Here is a 16,378-nt window from a genome sequence, read left to right on the forward strand (position 1 = left end):
ATCGCTTTCCCTCCGGGGCGCGCATGTCGTTGCTGTCCCTACACTTGGCGCAACGGTCCACGACCCCGGCGGGGAGCCTGATACCACTCGCCCCATTGCTGGTAAAGCTATTCACGAGATGCAACCCAATGATGCGTGACGATAAAGCCGGGAATAAAACGGCGCAGGCATTTCGAGACGCGGCTCTGCCATACCTCGATGACGCCTATACCTTCGCGCGCGTGTTGATCCGCAACGAGGCGGATGCCGAACATGCCGTGCAGGAATGCTACGTGCGCGCGCGGCAACAGTTCGAGGGGTTTCGCGGCGGCGCCCTCAAATCATGGCTGCTCGCGATCCTCAGAACGGTGTGCCACGAAAAACTCGGCTGGCACGAGGGCGGAACTGCCCTGCTGAGAGGGCCCTGCACGGCGTCCGAGCGGATCACATCCGAGCGGCGCATGCCGACGATCCGGGACCTGATCGACGATCTGCCGGCACCGCTGGGCGAAACCATTGCGCTGCGCGAATTCATCGGCCTGTCCTATCGCGAGATCGCCGAAGTCACCGGCGTGCCGGCTTCGACGGTGCTGTCGCGGATCGCGCAGGCGCGCGCGGTGCTGCTCACAGTGCGGAAGGCAGCAAGCAACGCCGGCGCGATCCGGCAGTCCGCCACGCCGTCGCCTGCGACGGCGCGGCAGCCCGCCGGCGAGCGGTCCTATTGCGAACGGTCCGATGTCCAGCCCTTGTAGTCGCCGATATTGTCGCGCGTCACGAGCTTCGACGGCAACAGCTCGACGGTCGATGCAGGTTTCTGGCCGCTGAGCAGGCCGACGCCGATCTGCACCGCGCGGCGCGCCATGAAGAACGGATCCTGCGAGGCGGAAGCCTGAATCTGCGGCGAGGCGGGATCCTTGAGCGCGGCCTCGATGTCGGGCGCGCCGTCGACCGCGGTGATGACGATGCCGGTGCGGCCCTGCTGGCGTGCCGCGAGGTCGGTGCCGATCGCCTGCGGATCGTTGATGGCGAAGATGGCGTCGATCTTGGCGAAGCGGGTCAGATAGCCCTGCGCCACGGTGAGGCCGCCTTCGCGCGAACCCTTGCCGTCCTGGTCGCTGGACAGCACCTTGATGCCGGGGGCCTTGCCGAACGTGTTCTTGCAGCCGACCACGCGGTCGATCACCGCGGAAACCTGCGGCCCGTTCTCGATGATCACGTCGCCCTTGCCGCCCAGCTTGTCGACGATGTACTGGCAGGAGATCTCGCCGGCCTGGACGTTGTTGGTGGTGACCGTGGCATCGGCGCCCTCGGCCGCGGTGTCGACGGCAACGACGATGATGCCGGCGGTCTGCGCCTTCTTGATCGCCGGCCCGATCGCCTTGGGATCGCCGGGGTTGAGCAGGATCAGATCGACGCCGGCGGCGATGAAATTGTCGATCTGGGTGACCTGCTTGCCGAGGTCGTATTCGAACCCCACCGTCGTGATCTTGACGTTGGGATTGGTTTTCTTCGCCTCGAACTCGGCGCCCTTCGACAGTGCGACGAAGAACGGGTTTCCCAGCGAGCCCAGCGAGATGCCGATCGACTTGAGTTCCTTGGCGAAGCATGGGGCGGAGCTCAGGACCAGCGCCATGGCCGCGCTGGCAAACGAGATCGTCTTCAACATTGGCGTCCTCCCTGGTCTGTTCAAAGCTCCGGCACGGCGACCAGTGACCGCGCAAGATTTGTTTTCAGGTGCGGGCCGAGCCCTGTAGCCGGTAGCGGTCGAGCGCCACCGCGCCGATGATCACCAAGCCCTTGATCACGTATTGCCAGACGTCGGACACGCCGGTGAGGATCAGGCCGTTCGACAGCACGGCGATGATCAGCGCGCCGACCAACGTGCCCCAGATCGAGCCGATGCCGCCGACAAAGGATGTGCCGCCGAGGATCACGGCGGTGATCGCGTCGAGCTCGTAGGACTGGCCGAGTTGCAGGCCGTTGGCGGCGTAGAGCCGCGCCGCCTGCATCGCGCCACCGAGGCCCGCGAGCAGGCCCGACACGCCATAGACGAAGATCAAGACCGCCCAGACCTTGATGCCGGCGAGCCGCGCTGCGCTCTCATTGCCGCCGACCGCATAGATGTGCACGCCGAGCACGGTACGGCGCAGCACCAGCCAGGAGACGAGGATCACCAGCAACGCGATCACCCAGAGCCAGGGGATCGTCAGCAAGCCGGGAATGAGCGTCAGCGAGCCGTTGCCGATGAAGGCATAGGGGATCGACGCATTGAACACCGTGGTGTCGGCGCCGAGCAGCCGCGCCACGCCGCGCACCGCGGTGAGCGAGCCGAGCGTGACGATGAAGGGCGGCAGGCGCAACAGCGCGATCAGGCCGCCATTGACGATGCCGAAGGCCGCGCCCGTCAGCACCGAGGCCGGTAACCACAACGCGCCGAGATCGGGCAGCTTGGAGATGATCAGTCCGGCCATGGCCGAGGCCGCCAGGATCGAGCCGACCGAGAGGTCGATGCCGCCGGTGAGGATCACGAAGGTCATGCCGGCCGCCAGCACGGTGTTGACGGCGGCCTGCTGCACCACGATGCCGAGATTCTGCGCGGTGAAGAAACGGCCGTCCGAGAAATAGTGAAAGCCGCCGCACAGCAGCAGCAGCACCGGCAGCATGCCGGCGGCGCGGATCGCCAGCCTGATGCGCTGACGCCTGGTCTCCTGCATCGCGGCCAATCCGCTTGCGGTGGCGGTGTTCACCTGCGTGGATCCTTGATCAGGCATCGATCTGCTCCGTCCCGGTGGCGAGTGCCATGATGTCTTCCTGGTTCAGCGGCGACGTCTCGGTCCGCCTCATCGCGCCGGCAATGTGCCCCGCGCGCATCACGATGACGCGGTCGCAGATGCCGATGATCTCGGGCAGGTCGGAGGAGATCACCAGCACCGCGGTGCCCGACTTCGCGAGGTTGTCGATGATCGAATAGATCTCGGACTTGGCGCCGACATCGACGCCGCGCGTCGGCTCGTCGAGGATCAGGATCTTTGGCGCAATCGCAAGCAGCCGCGACAGCAGCACCTTTTGCTGGTTGCCGCCGGAGAGGCCGCCGACCGTGACGCCGATATCCGCGGCGCGGATGCCCAGCGCCGCGAACGCTTTCTTCGCCCGGTCTCGCGCCTTGTCCCGGTCGAGGATGCCGCCCGGCCTGGCATCGCGGCCCAGCACCGCGAGATTGATGTTGTCGAGGCAGGACATGTCGAGGAACAGGCCGAGCGCCTTGCGGTCCTCGGTCAGATAGGCGATGCCCGCCGCGAGCGCCTCGCCGGGGTTACGGATCTCGACGTTACATCCTTCGAGCTCGACATGGCCGGCAGTCTTCGGCGCGGCGCCGATGATCAGATGCGCCAACTCGGTGCGGCCGGCACCAACCAGCCCGGCGAGACCGACCACCTCGCCCGCATGCACGGTCAGCGAGCAACCCTTGACACGCTGGCCGTCGGCAATGTCGACGGCGGCGAGCACGGGCGCGCCGTGCACGGCCCGCGGATCATGCTCCTTCTTGTAAAACGACGAGACGTCGCGCCCGACCATCATGCGGACGATGATGTCGGCGCGGATCTCGCCCTTGTCGAGCGAGCCGACCATGGTGCCGTCGCGCAGCACCGTGACGCGGTCGCCGAGCGCATAGACCTCGTCCATGCGGTGCGAGATGTAGATGATCGCAAGGCCCTCGGCGCGGAGCTGCCGAATCAGGCCGAACAACCGCTCGCTCTCACCGGCCGACAGCGCGGTGGTCGGCTCGTCCATGATCAGGATTTTCGAGCGGGCGTGCAGCGCGCGGGCGATCTCGACCAGCTGGCGTTGCCCCATCGATAAATTCGCGACCAGTGTCGACGCGGTGAAATCGGCGCCGAGCCGCTCCAGGATCGGGCCGACACCGGCCTCCATCGCCTCGCGCGCCAGCAGCCCGAGGCGCGAGACTTCGCGGCCGAGATAGATGTTCTGCGCGACGCTGAGATTCGGGGCCAGCGATAGCTCCTGATAGATGATCGAGATGCCGGCCGCGCGGCCGCCGAGCGGGCCGTTGATCGCGACCTGCTTGCCCTCGATGCGGATCTCGCCGCCCGGATCGGGCCGGTAGGCGCCCGACAGGATCTTCATCAGCGTCGATTTGCCGGCGCCGTTCTCGCCCATCAAGGCGTGGATCTCACCTGGGTAGACGGTGAGGTCGACGTCGCGCAGCGCCTTGATCGTGAAGAACGACTTGGAGACCCGGCGCATCTCGAGGATCGGCTCGGTCATCTTGCCTCCCTCGCACGATGCGTTTCCGATCCGCGGCGCGGCCGGTACAGCTCGCGCCATGCAGGAAGCCTCGCGGCATAGGCGTCGGCGAGACCACGCTTGGGCTCGAAGGTCTCGACGCGCGGCGGTGCCGTGCAGACGGCTGCGATCGGCTCGCCGGTGACGGCAAGACGCCCCAATCTCGCCGCGCCGAACGCCGCGCCGACGTCGCTGTCGGCAACGCGGTTGATCGGCATGTCGAGAACGTTCGCCAGCACCGAGAGCCAGAAGCCCGATCGCGCGCCACCGCCGATCGCATCGGCCTCGGTCACGACAAGGCCGGCGCTCGCGAGCGCATCGCGGCAATCGGCAAGCGCGAAGGCGACGCCTTCGAGCACGGCCTGCACGACCGCGGCGCGATCCGTGCCATGGCTCAGGCCATCGAGCATGCCGCGCACATCGGGGTCGTCATGCGGCGTGCGCTCGCCGGCAAGATACGGCAGGAAGCTGACAGGCGACGGCGCCTGCGGATGCGCGCCAAGGGGCGCCAGCAACTCGGCTTCCGGGGCGCCGAGCAGCCGCGCGATCCAGCCGAGGCAGGATGCCGCCGAGAGGATTGCGCCGCCCTGCAGCCACATCGCCGGGATTGCGTGCGCGAAGATATGCACGGCGCGCTCGGGATTGGCCGCAATCCTCTCGGTCGGCGCAAACAGCGCGCCCGACGTGCCAAGCGAGATGAACGCGGTTCCCGGCCGGATCGCGCCGATGCCGATGGCGCCGGCCGGATTGTCGCCCGCGCCACCCGCAATCATCGGCTGTTTGGCCATGCCCCAGCGCTGCGCGAGCTCGCGGGTCAGCCGCGCCGCGGGCGCAAAGCCCTCGACCAGACGCGGCATCTGCCTGCGCGAGAGGCCGGTTGCGGCAAGGCCGTCATCCGACCAGTCGCGCCTGAGGACATCGAGCCATAGCGATCCCGAGGCATCGGAGACGTCCTCGATCGCCTCGCCCGACATGACGAGGCGCAGATAGGCCTTCGGCAGCAGCACGAGCCGCGTCGCCGCAAAGTTCTCCGGCTCGTGCGTTGCGACCCAGAGCAGCTTCGGCGCGGTGAAACCGGGCATCGCCTTGTTGCCCGTCGTCGCACGCAAGGCGGGCCAGCGCGCTTCGAGCTCGCGGCACTCGGCGGCGGAGCGGCCGTCGTTCCAGAGAATGCAGGGCCGCAGCGGACGGAGGTCGGCGTCGAGCAGCGTCGCGCCGTGCATCTGACCGGAGAGGCCGATGCCCACAACCTCGGCCAATTCACGGGGGTGATCCGCCTTCAGCGCGTCCAATGTCGCGAACGTCGCCTCGACCCACAGCCGCGGATCCTGCTCGGAGAAGCCCGGGCGCGGCGAGGCCGTCGACAGCGCGTGACTTCTGCTGGCGATGACGCGCTGTGCGCCATCAACCAGGATGGTCTTGACCGCCGAGGTGCCGAGATCGATGCCGAGAAACATGATGCTCCTTGCCGGTCGTCGATGTCGGCGCGCTGCTGCCGAGGCCGTTGGTGGCCAACAGGACCGGATCGTTTCCCCTAGCCTGCCCTTATCCTTTGGCAGACATTTATTTTTTTAATTTACTATATTATAGTCGGGTCGCAACGAGAAAATGGCTCGCACGAGGATGACGCCAAATGGCATACCGAGTTCCAGCGCGATCGGAACCCGATCGCGGCGGAAGCCAGAAGTGGCAGCGATGGCTTGATTGGAGATGACGGCTTGTCAGGAAAGGGCAGCAATTCGGTCAAGCTTCGCCACTACAATGAGCGCTTCGTGCTCGATGCCGTCCGCCGCCTCAAGGAAGCGTCCAAATCCGATCTTGCGCGCGCCGCACACCTCACGCCGGCTGCCGTGGCCGGCATCGTCGATGGACTGGAACAGGCAGGATTCGTAAAGCAGGTCGGGAAGAGGTTCGGGCAGCGCGGATCGCCGTCCGTGCTCTACCGGCTGATGCCGGAGCGCATCTATAGTGTCGGCATCAAGATCGGCCGTCGCGCGCTGGAGGCGGTGCTGGTCGACTTTGCCGGCGAGTTGCGCGCCCGCGAGTCGCACGAATACCGCTATCCGGACCCCGAATTGGTCCGCAAGGCGGGCAACGCCGCGCTCGCCAATTTCGACGCGCTGGTGAACGCTCTCGACGACGCCTCCATCGTCGGCGTCGGCATCGCTTCGCCCTACTTCCTGGGCGGCTGGCATGAGGAGCTCGGCTTTCCGGCCGACCTTGGCGACCGCTGGGACGCGATCGAGCTGATGACGCATTTCGCGACGCCGGCGAAGACGCCGGTGTTCATCGAGAACGACGCCACGTCTGCCGCGCTGGCCGAGTTGGTCCACGGTGCCGGCGCGCGCTTCCGCGATTTCATGCACATCTCGATCGACACCTTCGTCGGCGGCGGCCTGGTGCAAGACGGCAAGGTGCAGACCGGCCCGCACGGAAACAGCGCCGCGCTCGGCCCGTTGCCGGTCTCGCCGTCGCGCCTCGATTCGGCAATCGTCAAACCGGGGCGCTACCCGAGCTTGATTCACCGAGCCTCGATCTACGTGCTGGTCAATCATCTGAAGTCGCGCGGCATCGAGATCACGCGGGTGCGGGAGCTGGACCCCATGCCTTCAGGCGCGCGCGAGCCGCTCGACGAATGGATCGAGGATTGCGCCAACGCGCTGGCCGAGGCGATCATCGCCATCGCCTCGGTGATCGACATCGAAGCGATCGTGCTCGACAGCATTTTGCCGCGGCCGATTCATCTGGAGTTGCTGGCGAAGGTGCAAAGCCTGTTCAGCCGCGTGCGCGCCACCGGCATCGTCGCGCCGGAGATCGTGCCGGGCCAGTTCGGCCCTGAGGCCTCGCCGCTCGGCGCCGCGATGCTGCCGTTCACGGCGCTGCTTGCCCCGGACAGCAGTGTGCTGATGATCGGCAAGGACCGGACGAAGCTGCTGGGCAAGCTCTCAGCGCTGGCCGGCCAGGGCTGAGCAGATATCCACTGGCTCGCTAGCACCTTTCCGCGCAGCCCACGTCAGGGGCGCACCGGCAGACGGACCCCGCTACTGCGCATATGCCTGCTGCACCGCCTTGGGATCGGTGATGCCGTTGGCGATCAGGAGTTCGAGCAGCACGCGGGCCTTTTGCGGGTTGAGGTCGAGCGCGACCGCAAAGCCGAGCTTGTCGTCCTCGACCTCGACGTTGCGATTGACATAACCCGATCCGACGCGGCTCGAACGCACCACCACGACGCCCTGCTTCGCCGCCGCCGCGAGCGCATCGATCGCGCCCTTGGAGGAATTGCCGTCGCCGACGCCGGCCAGCACGATGCCCTTGGCGCCGCGCTTCACCGCATCCTCGACCTCGGCGGCGTCCATGTTGGCGTGCGAATAGACGATGTCGACCCGCGGCAGCGGCGGCGCATCCGGCAGCTTGTACTTCGCTCCCTTGGCCGGGGCCCCCGCCAGGAAGCGCAGCGAGCCGGTGTCGACATAGCCGACCGGGCCGGCATCGGGCGAGCGGAAGGTCTGCACGCTGGTGGTGTTGGTCTTCTGCACCCAGCGCGCGCCGTGGATGGTGTCGTTGAGCACGACCAGCACGCCGCGGCCGCGCGATTCCGGCGCGGAGGCGACCCGCATCGCATCGTACAGATTGGCCGGTCCGTCGGCGCCGATCGCGGTCGACGGCCGCATCGAGCCGACCAGCACGATCGGAATCTCGGTGTCGAGCACGTTTTGCAGGAAGAACGCGGTCTCCTCCATCGTGTCGGTGCCGTGCGTGATCACGACGCCATCGACCTCCTTGTTCTCGATCGCAGCGCGGATGCGCTTGACGAGGTCGAACCAGACCTTGTCGTTCATGTCCTGCGAGCCGATCGAGGAGATCTGCTCCGCCGAGATGGTGGCGAGCTTGTCGATGCCCGGGATCGCCGCGATCAGGTTCGCCGCGCTGATCTTGCCGGAATCGTAGGCGTTGCCGGCCCGTGCGTTGGCCTGCCCCGCAATGGTGCCGCCGGTGCCGAGCACCAGCACCCGGGCCAGGGTGGCATTGGTCGCGGTCTGTGCGGATGCGGGCGGCGCGAGCAGCCCGATCATCAATGCGAGAGCGAGACCGATGAAAGCCCGTGCGGAGCCGATTGAATGAAACGAGTGCTGCGCCATCTCTGTCCCCCAACGACAAATTGCCCGCCCACAACCCTTGGTTTTATCCAACAGAAAATAGACAAACTTGCGGCAGGCGTTGCGGACCGATGGAGTGTCGCCTTTCGCGCCGGCTTTTCAAGAGCCTTCCGGCGTCTCGTGCCGCACGATCTCTTTTCGGTTCTCACTTGACATCGCCGAAGGGCGGCGCGACCATTTTCGAAGAATATTCGAATTATGGACGAGCCGATCCGAGCCAATCATAGGTGGGCCATGGATTTCCAGCTTCCCGACCAGCTCCAGGTTCTGCAAAGCCGGATCCGCGACTTCGTGCGCACCGAGCTGCAACCGCATGATGCGGCGATCGAAGCGACCGGACGCGTGCCGGACAGCGCGATGGCCGCCCTGCGCCGGATGGGATTATTCGGCACCAACACGCCAAGGGAATTCGGCGGCCTCGGCCTGTCGATGCTCGGCAGCTGCATCGCGATCGAGGAACTCGCGAAGGCGCACACCGCCTTCTACTATCTGAGCGGGGTGAACGTGCACATCGGATCGAAGGCGATCGAGTTTTTCGCCAGGCCGCAGGTCCGTGACCGCTGGCTGCCCGAGCTCGCCAGCGGACGGGTGATCGCGGCCTTCGCGCTGACCGAGCCGAATGCCGGCTCCGATGCGGCACGGATCGAGACCCGGGCGCGGCGCGACGGCGATCATTATGTACTCGACGGATGCAAGACCTACATCACCAACGCGCCGGTCGCCGGCGTCTTTACCGTGTTCGCCACGCTCGATCCGTCCGCCGGTGCCAAAGGCATCGCGGCCTTCGTTGTGGACGCGAAAACGCCGGGGCTTTCGATCGGCCGTGTGGTCGAGATGGCCGCCGGGCGCGGCTCGGAACATGCCGAGGTCAAGTTGGAGCACTGCCGTGTGCCGCGCGACAATCTGCTCGGACAAGAGGGCGAAGGCTTTGCCATCGCGATGCGCTGCCTGGATGCCGGGCGCACGCATTGGGGCGCCTATTGCGTCGGCGCCGCGAGCCAGCTGCTCGCCTATGCCCTCGACCACGTCTCGCAGCGCGAGGCGTTCGGGCGCAAGCTGCGCGACCACCAGGGCATCGAATGGCAGATCGCCGACATGGCAGCCGCGCTGCATGCCGCGCGGCTCGTCGCCTATGAGGCGGCCTGGCGTTACGACCACGGCGACGCGGCCGCCCGCACCGCGGCCGCAGCGCTGTCCAAATATACCGGCGCCGAGATGGTGCAGCGCATCGCCGACACCACCCTGCAACTGTTCGGTGGTGTTGGTTATTCCAGGGACCTGCCGATCGAGCGGATCTGGCGGGAAACCCGCGTCGTGCGCATCCTGGATGGCACGTCCGAGATCATGCGGCAGGTCATCGCCCGTCACGCGTTCCGCGATCATGAACGGCGGAACGCGCCGACCTGACGTGACGCCGTTGTATATCGCCGCAATAGCCCTTGTGTTCGCATTCCGCAGCCTTACTGTTTTTGCGGAATGCGGGGAGACGCAAGTGGCTTCGGGGACACTCAAGCTCAAGCAACAACGCAGCCGCGAGCGGCGGGAACAGATTCTGGGCGCGGCAACGAAGCTGTTCGGCGAACGGGGCATCGATCGCACCTCGCTCACCGACATCGCCGCCGCGGCCAAGGTGCCGCTGTCGAGCATCTACGACTATTTCGAGGACAAGCGCGCGCTGGTGCTGGAAGTGCCGGAGGACAATTTCGAAGCGCTGTACCAGAAGACCGAGCCGCGGCTGGCCAAGGGTGCCGATCCCGTCGAGCAGCTGCGCATCATCTTCCTCACCAACTTCGAATATATCAGCGAGAACCCGAGCTGGGGCCGGGTGTTCTTCCTGGAGATATGGCCGAGCGTCACCGCCGCCGAACCGCGGGTCAAGAAGGCCGTCGACAGATACGCGCTGCGCTACGTGCAGCTGATCAAGCGGGCAGTTCGCGCCGGCAGCTATCGCCGCAATCTCGATCCCTATGTTGCGATGTCGCTGATGATGGGCGGCATGTGCCAGCTGACCGCGGTCTGGCTGCTCTACGGCCGCAAATACGATCTGGTGAAGAAGGGCAAGGCGCTGTTCTCCACGCTGCATTACAGCTTCGTCCCGCGCTAGCGTGACGCAGTCGATTCGTAGGGCGGGCAAAGCGCAAGCGTGCCCACCATCGCGAGCACGGCGTGAATGGTGGGCACGCTTCGCTTTGCCCACCCTACGGCTTCTACGCGACCGGCAAGAACGATTTGATGAAAATTCGTCGCGCCCGCGATACGAGCGCCCTCTACACAGCCGTCAATATCCTGTTCTAGTATGATGCCGTGGAGGCTCGCGGACCGGACGACGCGGGCTGCAAGGGGGGAGCGAATCGATGGACGTCAAGGCTGTCCTGCCGCCGCGCGGGCGCGACTATCGACTGGATCTGCTGCGCGGGTTCGCCAATTGGGCTATCTATCTCGATCACATCCCGAACAACGCGGTGAACTGGATCACGCAGAAGAATTTCGGCTTCAGCGACGCTGCCGATCTGTTCGTCTTCATCTCCGGCTACACGGCGTCCTTTGTCTATGCGCGGATGATGATCGAGCGCGGCACCGTGATCGGCGCCACCCGGCTGATCAAGCGCTCCTGGCAGATCTATGTCGCGCACGTCATGCTGTTCGTGATCTACATCGCCGAGATCGGCTATCTCGCCCAGCGCTACCACGATCCCAATCTGCAGAACGAGTTCAACGTCGCCGGCTTCATGCAGAACCCGGCCGAGACGCTCTATCAAGGCCTGATCCTGGCGTTCAAGCCGGTCAACATGGACGTGCTGCCGCTCTACATCGCGCTGATGGTGGTCTATCCGCTGGTGCTGTGGGCGATGCTCCGCAAGCTCAATCTGACGCTGGCGGCGTCGTTCCTGCTGTACCTCGCCGCGCGGCATTTCGGCTGGAACCTGCCGGCCTATCCGGACGGCTCATGGTACTTCAATCCGTTCTGCTGGCAGTTCCTGTTCGTGTTCGGCGGCTGGTTCGCGCTCGGCGGCGCATCCGAATCGATCTCCTTCATCCGCTCGCGCGCCTTTCTCTGGCTCGGCGGGGCCTACCTCTTGTTCGCGCTGGTGATGACACTGGCCGGGCGCTTCCCCGAGCTCGCCCATGCGATGCCGGCCTGGCTCTATGATGCGTTCAATCCGAACGACAAGACCAATCTCGCGCCCTATCGCGTACTGCATTTCGTGGTGCTCGCCTTCTTCGTCACGCGCTTTCTGCCGAAGGACTGGCCTGGATACGAACGGCCGATCTTCCAGCCGATCATCAAATGCGGTCAGCAGTCGCTCGAGGTGTTCTGCTCGGGCGTCTTCCTCGCCGTGGTCGCGCATGTGGTGCTGGTCGAGGTCTCCGGCAGCCTGTGGATGCAGATCGTGGTCAGCGCGGTCGGCATCGTGCTGATGACCGTGCTGGCCTACTACCGCTCGTGGTCGAAGAAGGTCGACAAGGCGCCGGCGAAGCTCCCGCCGAAACCGGCGCCGGCGGCGTAGACCACATTTATCCGATCTCGGTCGGCCGCGACGCGCTTTCACTGGCCCCGGGGGGAGACGGCCGCATCCGCGCCGAATTTCTGCGTAGCGTATCGAATGCCGACGTTTTTTAGCCGTGTTTCGCATTCCGTTAGATCGGACACACCTCGCAACTGTGTTTGCCACTCGCGCAGTGCTTGCCTCATGCAATAGTGCTCTACGCCGACAGCGGTGACCGCGCTTCGCGAAACGAATTCACCGCTGGCCACGCGGACAAACGAGTGCGCATCGAACGCATAGACGGTCGGTCGAAACCTTTGCACTTGGCGCAGATCGTGGTGTGCCATGAAAACCACCGCCTGCTTGGCGGCATCGACCTCGACTCCACATTGAGACAGTCGTGCCATTGCATCGCAATCGAGCACGACGCTGATCCGGTCAATTCGCGGGAAAAGATGAAGAGTCATACCGACCCCGTCGGCTGCATAAAGCAGCTGATCGGCAACCAGGCCAGGCTCGGGCCGATTCGAGCTGACCGAATAATCCTCGCTGCGATAGAAGATGCGGGGACTGAACGTCATAGCGAGATTTGGACGATCTGCCCGGTAGACCAACACGTCAAGCTCCGCCGGACGAAGGCAGGGCGAATTCGCCAAGCAGCGTGATCGTCACGTCGCGCTCGATTTTGTCCTCCGTCGTACTGTCGTGAATCACATTCTCCGTTGGCGCAATGTAGGCCTCTCCAGGACGAACGGTCAGCTTCAACACCGGATAGTCCGGAAATTCCGCCATGAACACGTCGCCGACGTCGATACTGTTTCCAGTGACGCGTGGATCCGCGACTCCCGCCTCCATGAGGGTGTTCCGCATTTGCAGCAGTGTCAGATTGATGAAGAGGAGGAAACGATCTTCCCTGCCTGCATTCAGGCAAAGCCGATTTGGCGCGAGATGACGGGACGCGATCGGCTGCCCATAGAAGCTGTCGACATGCAGTCCAATCAACTGCGAGGTACGCGGATCGTAGGTCGAAGTCGGCAACCCGATCCGCCGCGAGTTTGGCCCGAGAAGACGGGGCGGGGCTCGTGCTCCCACGCTCAAAAGTGTTGCAAACCGGATGATCGCCGGTTCGATCGACGCCGGGTCGCTGAACAACTCCGTCCTACCGATCGCGGCAACCAGTTCGTCCGGGACACGAACGACCGCGACAGAGCTTCCCTTCATAAATCCAGCGGTATCCCCCTCGACTCGGCTCAGTTCGCCCGGTTGCAGCGGTGTCCACGGCTTGCGCGGAATTCTCGTGCCATGTTCGTAATCGTCGGCATCCGCCACGACGGTACCGTCGCTTCGCGCAACCCTTGCCGCGACGGCTTCGCCGGTTACGTCGAAGATCTGCACGCCGGCGACGAGTTGCCGACCATCAAACGACGTTGCGCGCGTGTCCATTCCGGGCAAATCCGTTCGAGCCGTCAGCAAGTCCAAGGCCGCCTTCGACCGCGATATGTTTCATGAGAGCCGAAACCACGGCCTGCTTCTGATGCCGGCAATGCCCGCTCTCGGTGCCGTCGAACCGGCCGGTCTCGAAGAATTTGCTGGAGGGAGCACCTCCGTAGCAGGCGAACCAGTATGGACAACTGGTCCGGCAGGAATCGACCCCCCTCCTGATCTCCTCATTCACCTGCTTGAAGACCGCGTTGGCCTCCATGGCGTCGAAAGAATCGGACATCACGTTTCCCATGATGAAATCGGAGTAGCGGGGGGCGGACGCGGATCTGAGCTCCGGACAGAACGTCGAGAAGGCGCCCGAGCGATCCACCGTAATGACATCGTAGGGCGCGTTCGTGCTGTTTCGCCCGGCATGGATGTTGGAAATGCCTTCGCGATTCCTGATCGCGCGATAGGCGTCGCTGATCTCGCGAATGTTGAACAGGGATTTGCTCTTGCTGATGCGCTGCAGGAACCGGATGAAGAACCGCTCCATCCGTTCGAACGAATGAAGCGTCGAGTTCAGGTGAACGCCGAGCGTCGTCTCTGCGTTAAACGCGACATTTACGATATCCTCCCGCTCAAAGAACTCGAAAATTTCGTCGGGATAGTCGAGCGAATGGTCGGAGACGACCGCGATCGCCGAAAATCCAATATCGGCAGACCGAAGATGCGCGATGCCGGCCATCGTTCGCGCATGCGTCCCTCGTCCCGAACGATCCTTGCGGTGGAAATCGTGCACGAAGGCTGGCCCATCCAGGCTCACGCCGATCCGGATGTCGCGACGCCGAACGAAATCGGTCCATTTGCGGTTGATCAGCGTCCCGTTGGTCTGGATCGCGAAGCGGAACTCCCTGCCGAAGGGACGGTTCTCTGCAACCGCGAGCTCGAATGCCTGCTCGTACATTGCAAGAGGGGCGGCCAGCGGCTCACCGGCGTGCCAGAGGAACGTGATCGGATCGATCGTTCGCCGGCTCTCGAAGGCCCTGCGGAAGATCGCCGAAAGCACCTCGTTTGACATCCGCTGAGAGCTCGCGCGGTCCGGCAAGTAGCAGTAACTGCAATCGATGTTGCAGAATGGCGTTCCCTGAACGACAACGAGCGTACCGCCGAACATGCGCGTGTGCCCACTTTCGCCGCCGACGGGCGCTGTCAAGCCGTTACGAACGCCGGTGTTCGGCTGTTACGGAGGAAGCTATCCCGAAGGTGAGGCGCTCGACCTACAGGGCCGGGCCCTTGTGGAATCGCGACCAATCCTGAAACCACTCATGGATCACCGGGCTGTCGGTGTCGCGCCTGCCGGCCCCGAGAAACTTGGCGTCGCACGACTGCGCAAATTCTGCGTTGACGCCGAGCGCCTGTTGCGCCGCCGCCAACTGAGATTGCACATCTGCATCGCGTTCCGATTTGGTCATGATCAATCTCCTTCTGAAAGAAGAAAAGCGACCACGACAAAAATGCAATGTCAAGTAGCATTCGGCAAGGGTGACTAACTTTGCTTGATCAACAATTTCTGATGCGCTCATTGCGCATGCGAGCGAAGCGCGCTTCGCCTATCTTGCCAGCGGCTTTCCGGCCGTCTCCGGCGCCAGCTTGATCAGCGGCAGGCCGATCAGATAGATCAGCGACAACAGCGAGATCGCCAGCGGGAAGCTTCCGGTGCGGGCGGCAAGCGCGCCGATCAAGGTCGGGCCGGCGGCGCCGAGCACGCGGCCCATGCTGAAGGCGAAACCGGAGCCCGAGCCGCGCAGCGCACTGGGAAACATCTCCGGCAGCCAGATCGTGAACAGTCCGAACACGCCGTTGGTGAAAAAGCCGAGCACCGGCAAGAGCACCATGAACAGCGTCAGGCTGTCGAGCCACGCGATCGCGACCTGATAGCAGACCACGACCGAAACCACGCCGCCGATGAAGAACAGGACCGCGGTGCGTCGCCGGCTGCCGAGCCAGCCGGTGATCGACGGCACCAGGAAGCAACCGATCAGCGTGCCGACATTGGTGATCAGGCCGGCCACCGCCCCCATCTCCTGCGCATGTGCTGGTGTCGCGCCCGCGGCGACCAGCTTGGTCGCGATCACGGTCGGCGCCCAGAAATTCGAGGACCACAGGCCGAAGATGATGCAGGCCATCAGGAGCGCCGCGGCCCAGGTGGTGCGCGCCTGGTCGCCGGCAAACAATTCCGTGACCGAAGGCCGCTCACGCGACGCATGGTTCGCGGGCTCGGGAATATTACTGCGCAGATACGCGATTAGCAGCGCCGGCAGGATGCCGAGCAGGAACATGCCGCGCCAGCCGAGGGTGTTGCCGATCGCAAGCGTGACGGCGGCGGCCAGGAACAGCCCGGTCGGCGTCGCCGTATGCAGCCATCCGGCGAGCCGCACCCGCGTATTCTCGGGCACGGACTCCTGCAGCAGCGGGGTGCCCGCGGCCCACTCGCCGCCGATGCCGAAGCCGGCGACGAAGCGAAACAGCGCGAACATCACGATCCCGGTCGCAAGCCCGCACAATGCCGTGAACAAGGAGTAGACCAGCACCGTCCAGCACATGATCCTGACGCGGCCGTAACGATCGGCGGCCCAGCCCCAGACCATCGAGCAGGCCCAGCCCAGCATGAAGATCGAGAATAACAGCCCGCCATAGATACCGATATTGGCCTTGCTCGGCTCGATCCCGCTCGCCGGCAGCAGCTCGCTCAGCGCGCCGACCAGGATGTAGCCGTACATCGAAGAATCGAAGCCATCGAGCATCCAGCCGAACCAGGTCGCCCAAAACACTTTTCGCGGCGACGCGGCGTCAGGTACCGCGGCTGGCGGCGCAACGGCATCGACGATGCTCTCGGTCATGTTTCCTCACACGTTTTTTGTGTGGGGACTATGGCGAGGTTTGCTCGGGGGGACATCTCCGGCAAACGGGACGGAGGTATCCGGCACGAGAATGGCGTGCGTCAGCGACGGGATCGTGCGGACG

General features: G+C 64.7%; 15 protein-coding genes. 5 read left to right on the forward strand and 10 right to left on the reverse strand.

What is annotated here, in order from left to right; all coding sequences use genetic code 11:
- Positions 1-128: 128 nt before the first annotated feature.
- Positions 129-731 carry a sigma-70 family RNA polymerase sigma factor gene (locus tag IC762_RS31275; protein ID WP_195785943.1) on the forward strand — a complete coding sequence of 201 codons (603 nt, stop codon included), beginning with the start codon at positions 129-131 and terminating at the stop codon, positions 729-731.
- Here IC762_RS31275 and IC762_RS31280 read toward each other — a convergent pair.
- The 4 genes from IC762_RS31280 to xylB all read right to left on the reverse strand — a co-directional run bounded on the left by IC762_RS31280 (position 698) and on the right by xylB (position 5,741).
- Positions 698-1,645, reverse strand: coding sequence for an ABC transporter substrate-binding protein (locus IC762_RS31280; protein ID WP_195785944.1), 948 nt, complete (start codon positions 1,643-1,645; stop codon positions 698-700). The two genes, IC762_RS31275 and IC762_RS31280, sit on opposite strands and share 34 nt — an antisense overlap.
- Before the next feature lie 64 nt (positions 1,646-1,709).
- Positions 1,710-2,750 carry an ABC transporter permease subunit gene (locus tag IC762_RS31285; RefSeq protein WP_195785945.1) on the reverse strand — a complete coding sequence of 347 codons (1,041 nt, stop codon included), beginning with the start codon at positions 2,748-2,750 and terminating at the stop codon, positions 1,710-1,712.
- Positions 2,743-4,266 carry a sugar ABC transporter ATP-binding protein gene (locus IC762_RS31290; protein WP_195785946.1) on the reverse strand — a complete coding sequence of 508 codons (1,524 nt, stop codon included), beginning with the start codon at positions 4,264-4,266 and terminating at the stop codon, positions 2,743-2,745. The genes IC762_RS31285 and IC762_RS31290 overlap by 8 nt, the downstream gene beginning before the upstream one ends.
- Positions 4,263-5,741 carry a xylulokinase gene (xylB, locus tag IC762_RS31295; RefSeq protein ID WP_195785947.1) on the reverse strand — a complete coding sequence of 493 codons (1,479 nt, stop codon included), beginning with the start codon at positions 5,739-5,741 and terminating at the stop codon, positions 4,263-4,265. The genes IC762_RS31290 and xylB overlap by 4 nt, the downstream gene beginning before the upstream one ends.
- A gap of 261 nt (positions 5,742-6,002) precedes the next feature.
- Between xylB and IC762_RS31300 the strand changes: the two genes are divergently transcribed.
- A complete protein-coding gene (locus IC762_RS31300) occupies positions 6,003-7,253 on the forward strand; it encodes an ROK family transcriptional regulator (RefSeq protein ID WP_195785948.1) in 1,251 nt (416 codons plus the stop codon).
- 72 nt (positions 7,254-7,325) lie between these two features.
- Here IC762_RS31300 and IC762_RS31305 read toward each other — a convergent pair whose 3' ends face one another.
- Positions 7,326-8,423, reverse strand: a complete 1,098-nt coding sequence (locus IC762_RS31305) for an asparaginase (RefSeq protein ID WP_195785949.1) — start codon at positions 8,421-8,423, stop codon at positions 7,326-7,328.
- A gap of 252 nt (positions 8,424-8,675) precedes the next feature.
- Here IC762_RS31305 and IC762_RS31310 point away from each other — a divergent pair, with 252 nt between their 5' ends.
- The 3 genes from IC762_RS31310 to IC762_RS31320 all read left to right on the forward strand — a co-directional run bounded on the left by IC762_RS31310 (position 8,676) and on the right by IC762_RS31320 (position 11,950).
- Complete coding sequence (locus tag IC762_RS31310) at positions 8,676-9,848, forward strand: acyl-CoA dehydrogenase family protein (RefSeq protein WP_195785950.1); 1,173 nt, start codon at positions 8,676-8,678, stop codon at positions 9,846-9,848.
- An 85-nt stretch (positions 9,849-9,933) separates the two neighbouring features.
- A complete protein-coding gene (locus IC762_RS31315; RefSeq protein WP_195785951.1) occupies positions 9,934-10,545 on the forward strand; it encodes a TetR/AcrR family transcriptional regulator in 612 nt (203 codons plus the stop codon).
- A gap of 250 nt (positions 10,546-10,795) precedes the next feature.
- On the forward strand, positions 10,796-11,950 hold the full coding sequence (locus IC762_RS31320) for an OpgC domain-containing protein (RefSeq protein WP_195785952.1): 1,155 nt from the start codon (positions 10,796-10,798) through the stop codon (positions 11,948-11,950).
- Positions 11,951-11,988: 38 nt separating this feature from the next.
- On the opposite strand, the gene IC762_RS31325 is transcribed toward IC762_RS31320, so the two are convergent.
- The 5 genes from IC762_RS31325 to IC762_RS31345 all read right to left on the reverse strand — a co-directional run bounded on the left by IC762_RS31325 (position 11,989) and on the right by IC762_RS31345 (position 16,254).
- Positions 11,989-12,546 carry a hypothetical protein gene (locus IC762_RS31325; RefSeq protein WP_195785953.1) on the reverse strand — a complete coding sequence of 186 codons (558 nt, stop codon included), beginning with the start codon at positions 12,544-12,546 and terminating at the stop codon, positions 11,989-11,991.
- A gap of 1 nt (position 12,547) precedes the next feature.
- Positions 12,548-13,372, reverse strand: coding sequence for a hypothetical protein (locus tag IC762_RS31330; protein ID WP_195785954.1), 825 nt, complete (start codon positions 13,370-13,372; stop codon positions 12,548-12,550).
- Positions 13,347-14,567, reverse strand: coding sequence for a cyclophane-forming radical SAM/SPASM peptide maturase GrrM/OscB (gene grrM / locus IC762_RS31335; protein WP_195785955.1), 1,221 nt, complete (start codon positions 14,565-14,567; stop codon positions 13,347-13,349). The genes IC762_RS31330 and grrM overlap by 26 nt, the downstream gene beginning before the upstream one ends.
- A 64-nt stretch (positions 14,568-14,631) precedes the next feature.
- The gene (locus IC762_RS31340) at positions 14,632-14,826 is read right to left on the reverse strand and encodes a hypothetical protein (protein ID WP_195785956.1); all 195 of its coding nucleotides are present in this window, start codon (positions 14,824-14,826) and stop codon (positions 14,632-14,634) included.
- 138 nt (positions 14,827-14,964) lie between these two features.
- The gene (locus IC762_RS31345; protein WP_195785957.1) at positions 14,965-16,254 is read right to left on the reverse strand and encodes an MFS transporter; all 1,290 of its coding nucleotides are present in this window, start codon (positions 16,252-16,254) and stop codon (positions 14,965-14,967) included.
- Positions 16,255-16,378 lie beyond the last annotated feature (124 nt).

Source organism: Bradyrhizobium genosp. L, from assembly GCF_015624485.1.
Taxonomy (GTDB): domain Bacteria; phylum Pseudomonadota; class Alphaproteobacteria; order Rhizobiales; family Xanthobacteraceae; genus Bradyrhizobium.

Coding starts and splice junctions, on each gene's coding strand:
- IC762_RS31275 (WP_195785943.1), top strand. CDS start 129: ATGATGCGTGACGATAAAGCCGGGAATAAAACGGCGCAGGCATTTCGA.
- IC762_RS31280 (WP_195785944.1), bottom strand. CDS start 1,645: ATGTTGAAGACGATCTCGTTTGCCAGCGCGGCCATGGCGCTGGTCCTG.
- IC762_RS31285 (WP_195785945.1), bottom strand. CDS start 2,750: ATGCCTGATCAAGGATCCACGCAGGTGAACACCGCCACCGCAAGCGGA.
- IC762_RS31290 (WP_195785946.1), bottom strand. CDS start 4,266: ATGACCGAGCCGATCCTCGAGATGCGCCGGGTCTCCAAGTCGTTCTTC.
- xylB (WP_195785947.1), bottom strand. CDS start 5,741: ATGTTTCTCGGCATCGATCTCGGCACCTCGGCGGTCAAGACCATCCTG.
- IC762_RS31305 (WP_195785949.1), bottom strand. CDS start 8,423: ATGGCGCAGCACTCGTTTCATTCAATCGGCTCCGCACGGGCTTTCATC.
- IC762_RS31310 (WP_195785950.1), top strand. CDS start 8,676: ATGGATTTCCAGCTTCCCGACCAGCTCCAGGTTCTGCAAAGCCGGATC.
- IC762_RS31320 (WP_195785952.1), top strand. CDS start 10,796: ATGGACGTCAAGGCTGTCCTGCCGCCGCGCGGGCGCGACTATCGACTG.
- IC762_RS31330 (WP_195785954.1), bottom strand. CDS start 13,372: ATGGACACGCGCGCAACGTCGTTTGATGGTCGGCAACTCGTCGCCGGC.
- IC762_RS31340 (WP_195785956.1), bottom strand. CDS start 14,826: ATGACCAAATCGGAACGCGATGCAGATGTGCAATCTCAGTTGGCGGCG.
- IC762_RS31345 (WP_195785957.1), bottom strand. CDS start 16,254: ATGACCGAGAGCATCGTCGATGCCGTTGCGCCGCCAGCCGCGGTACCT.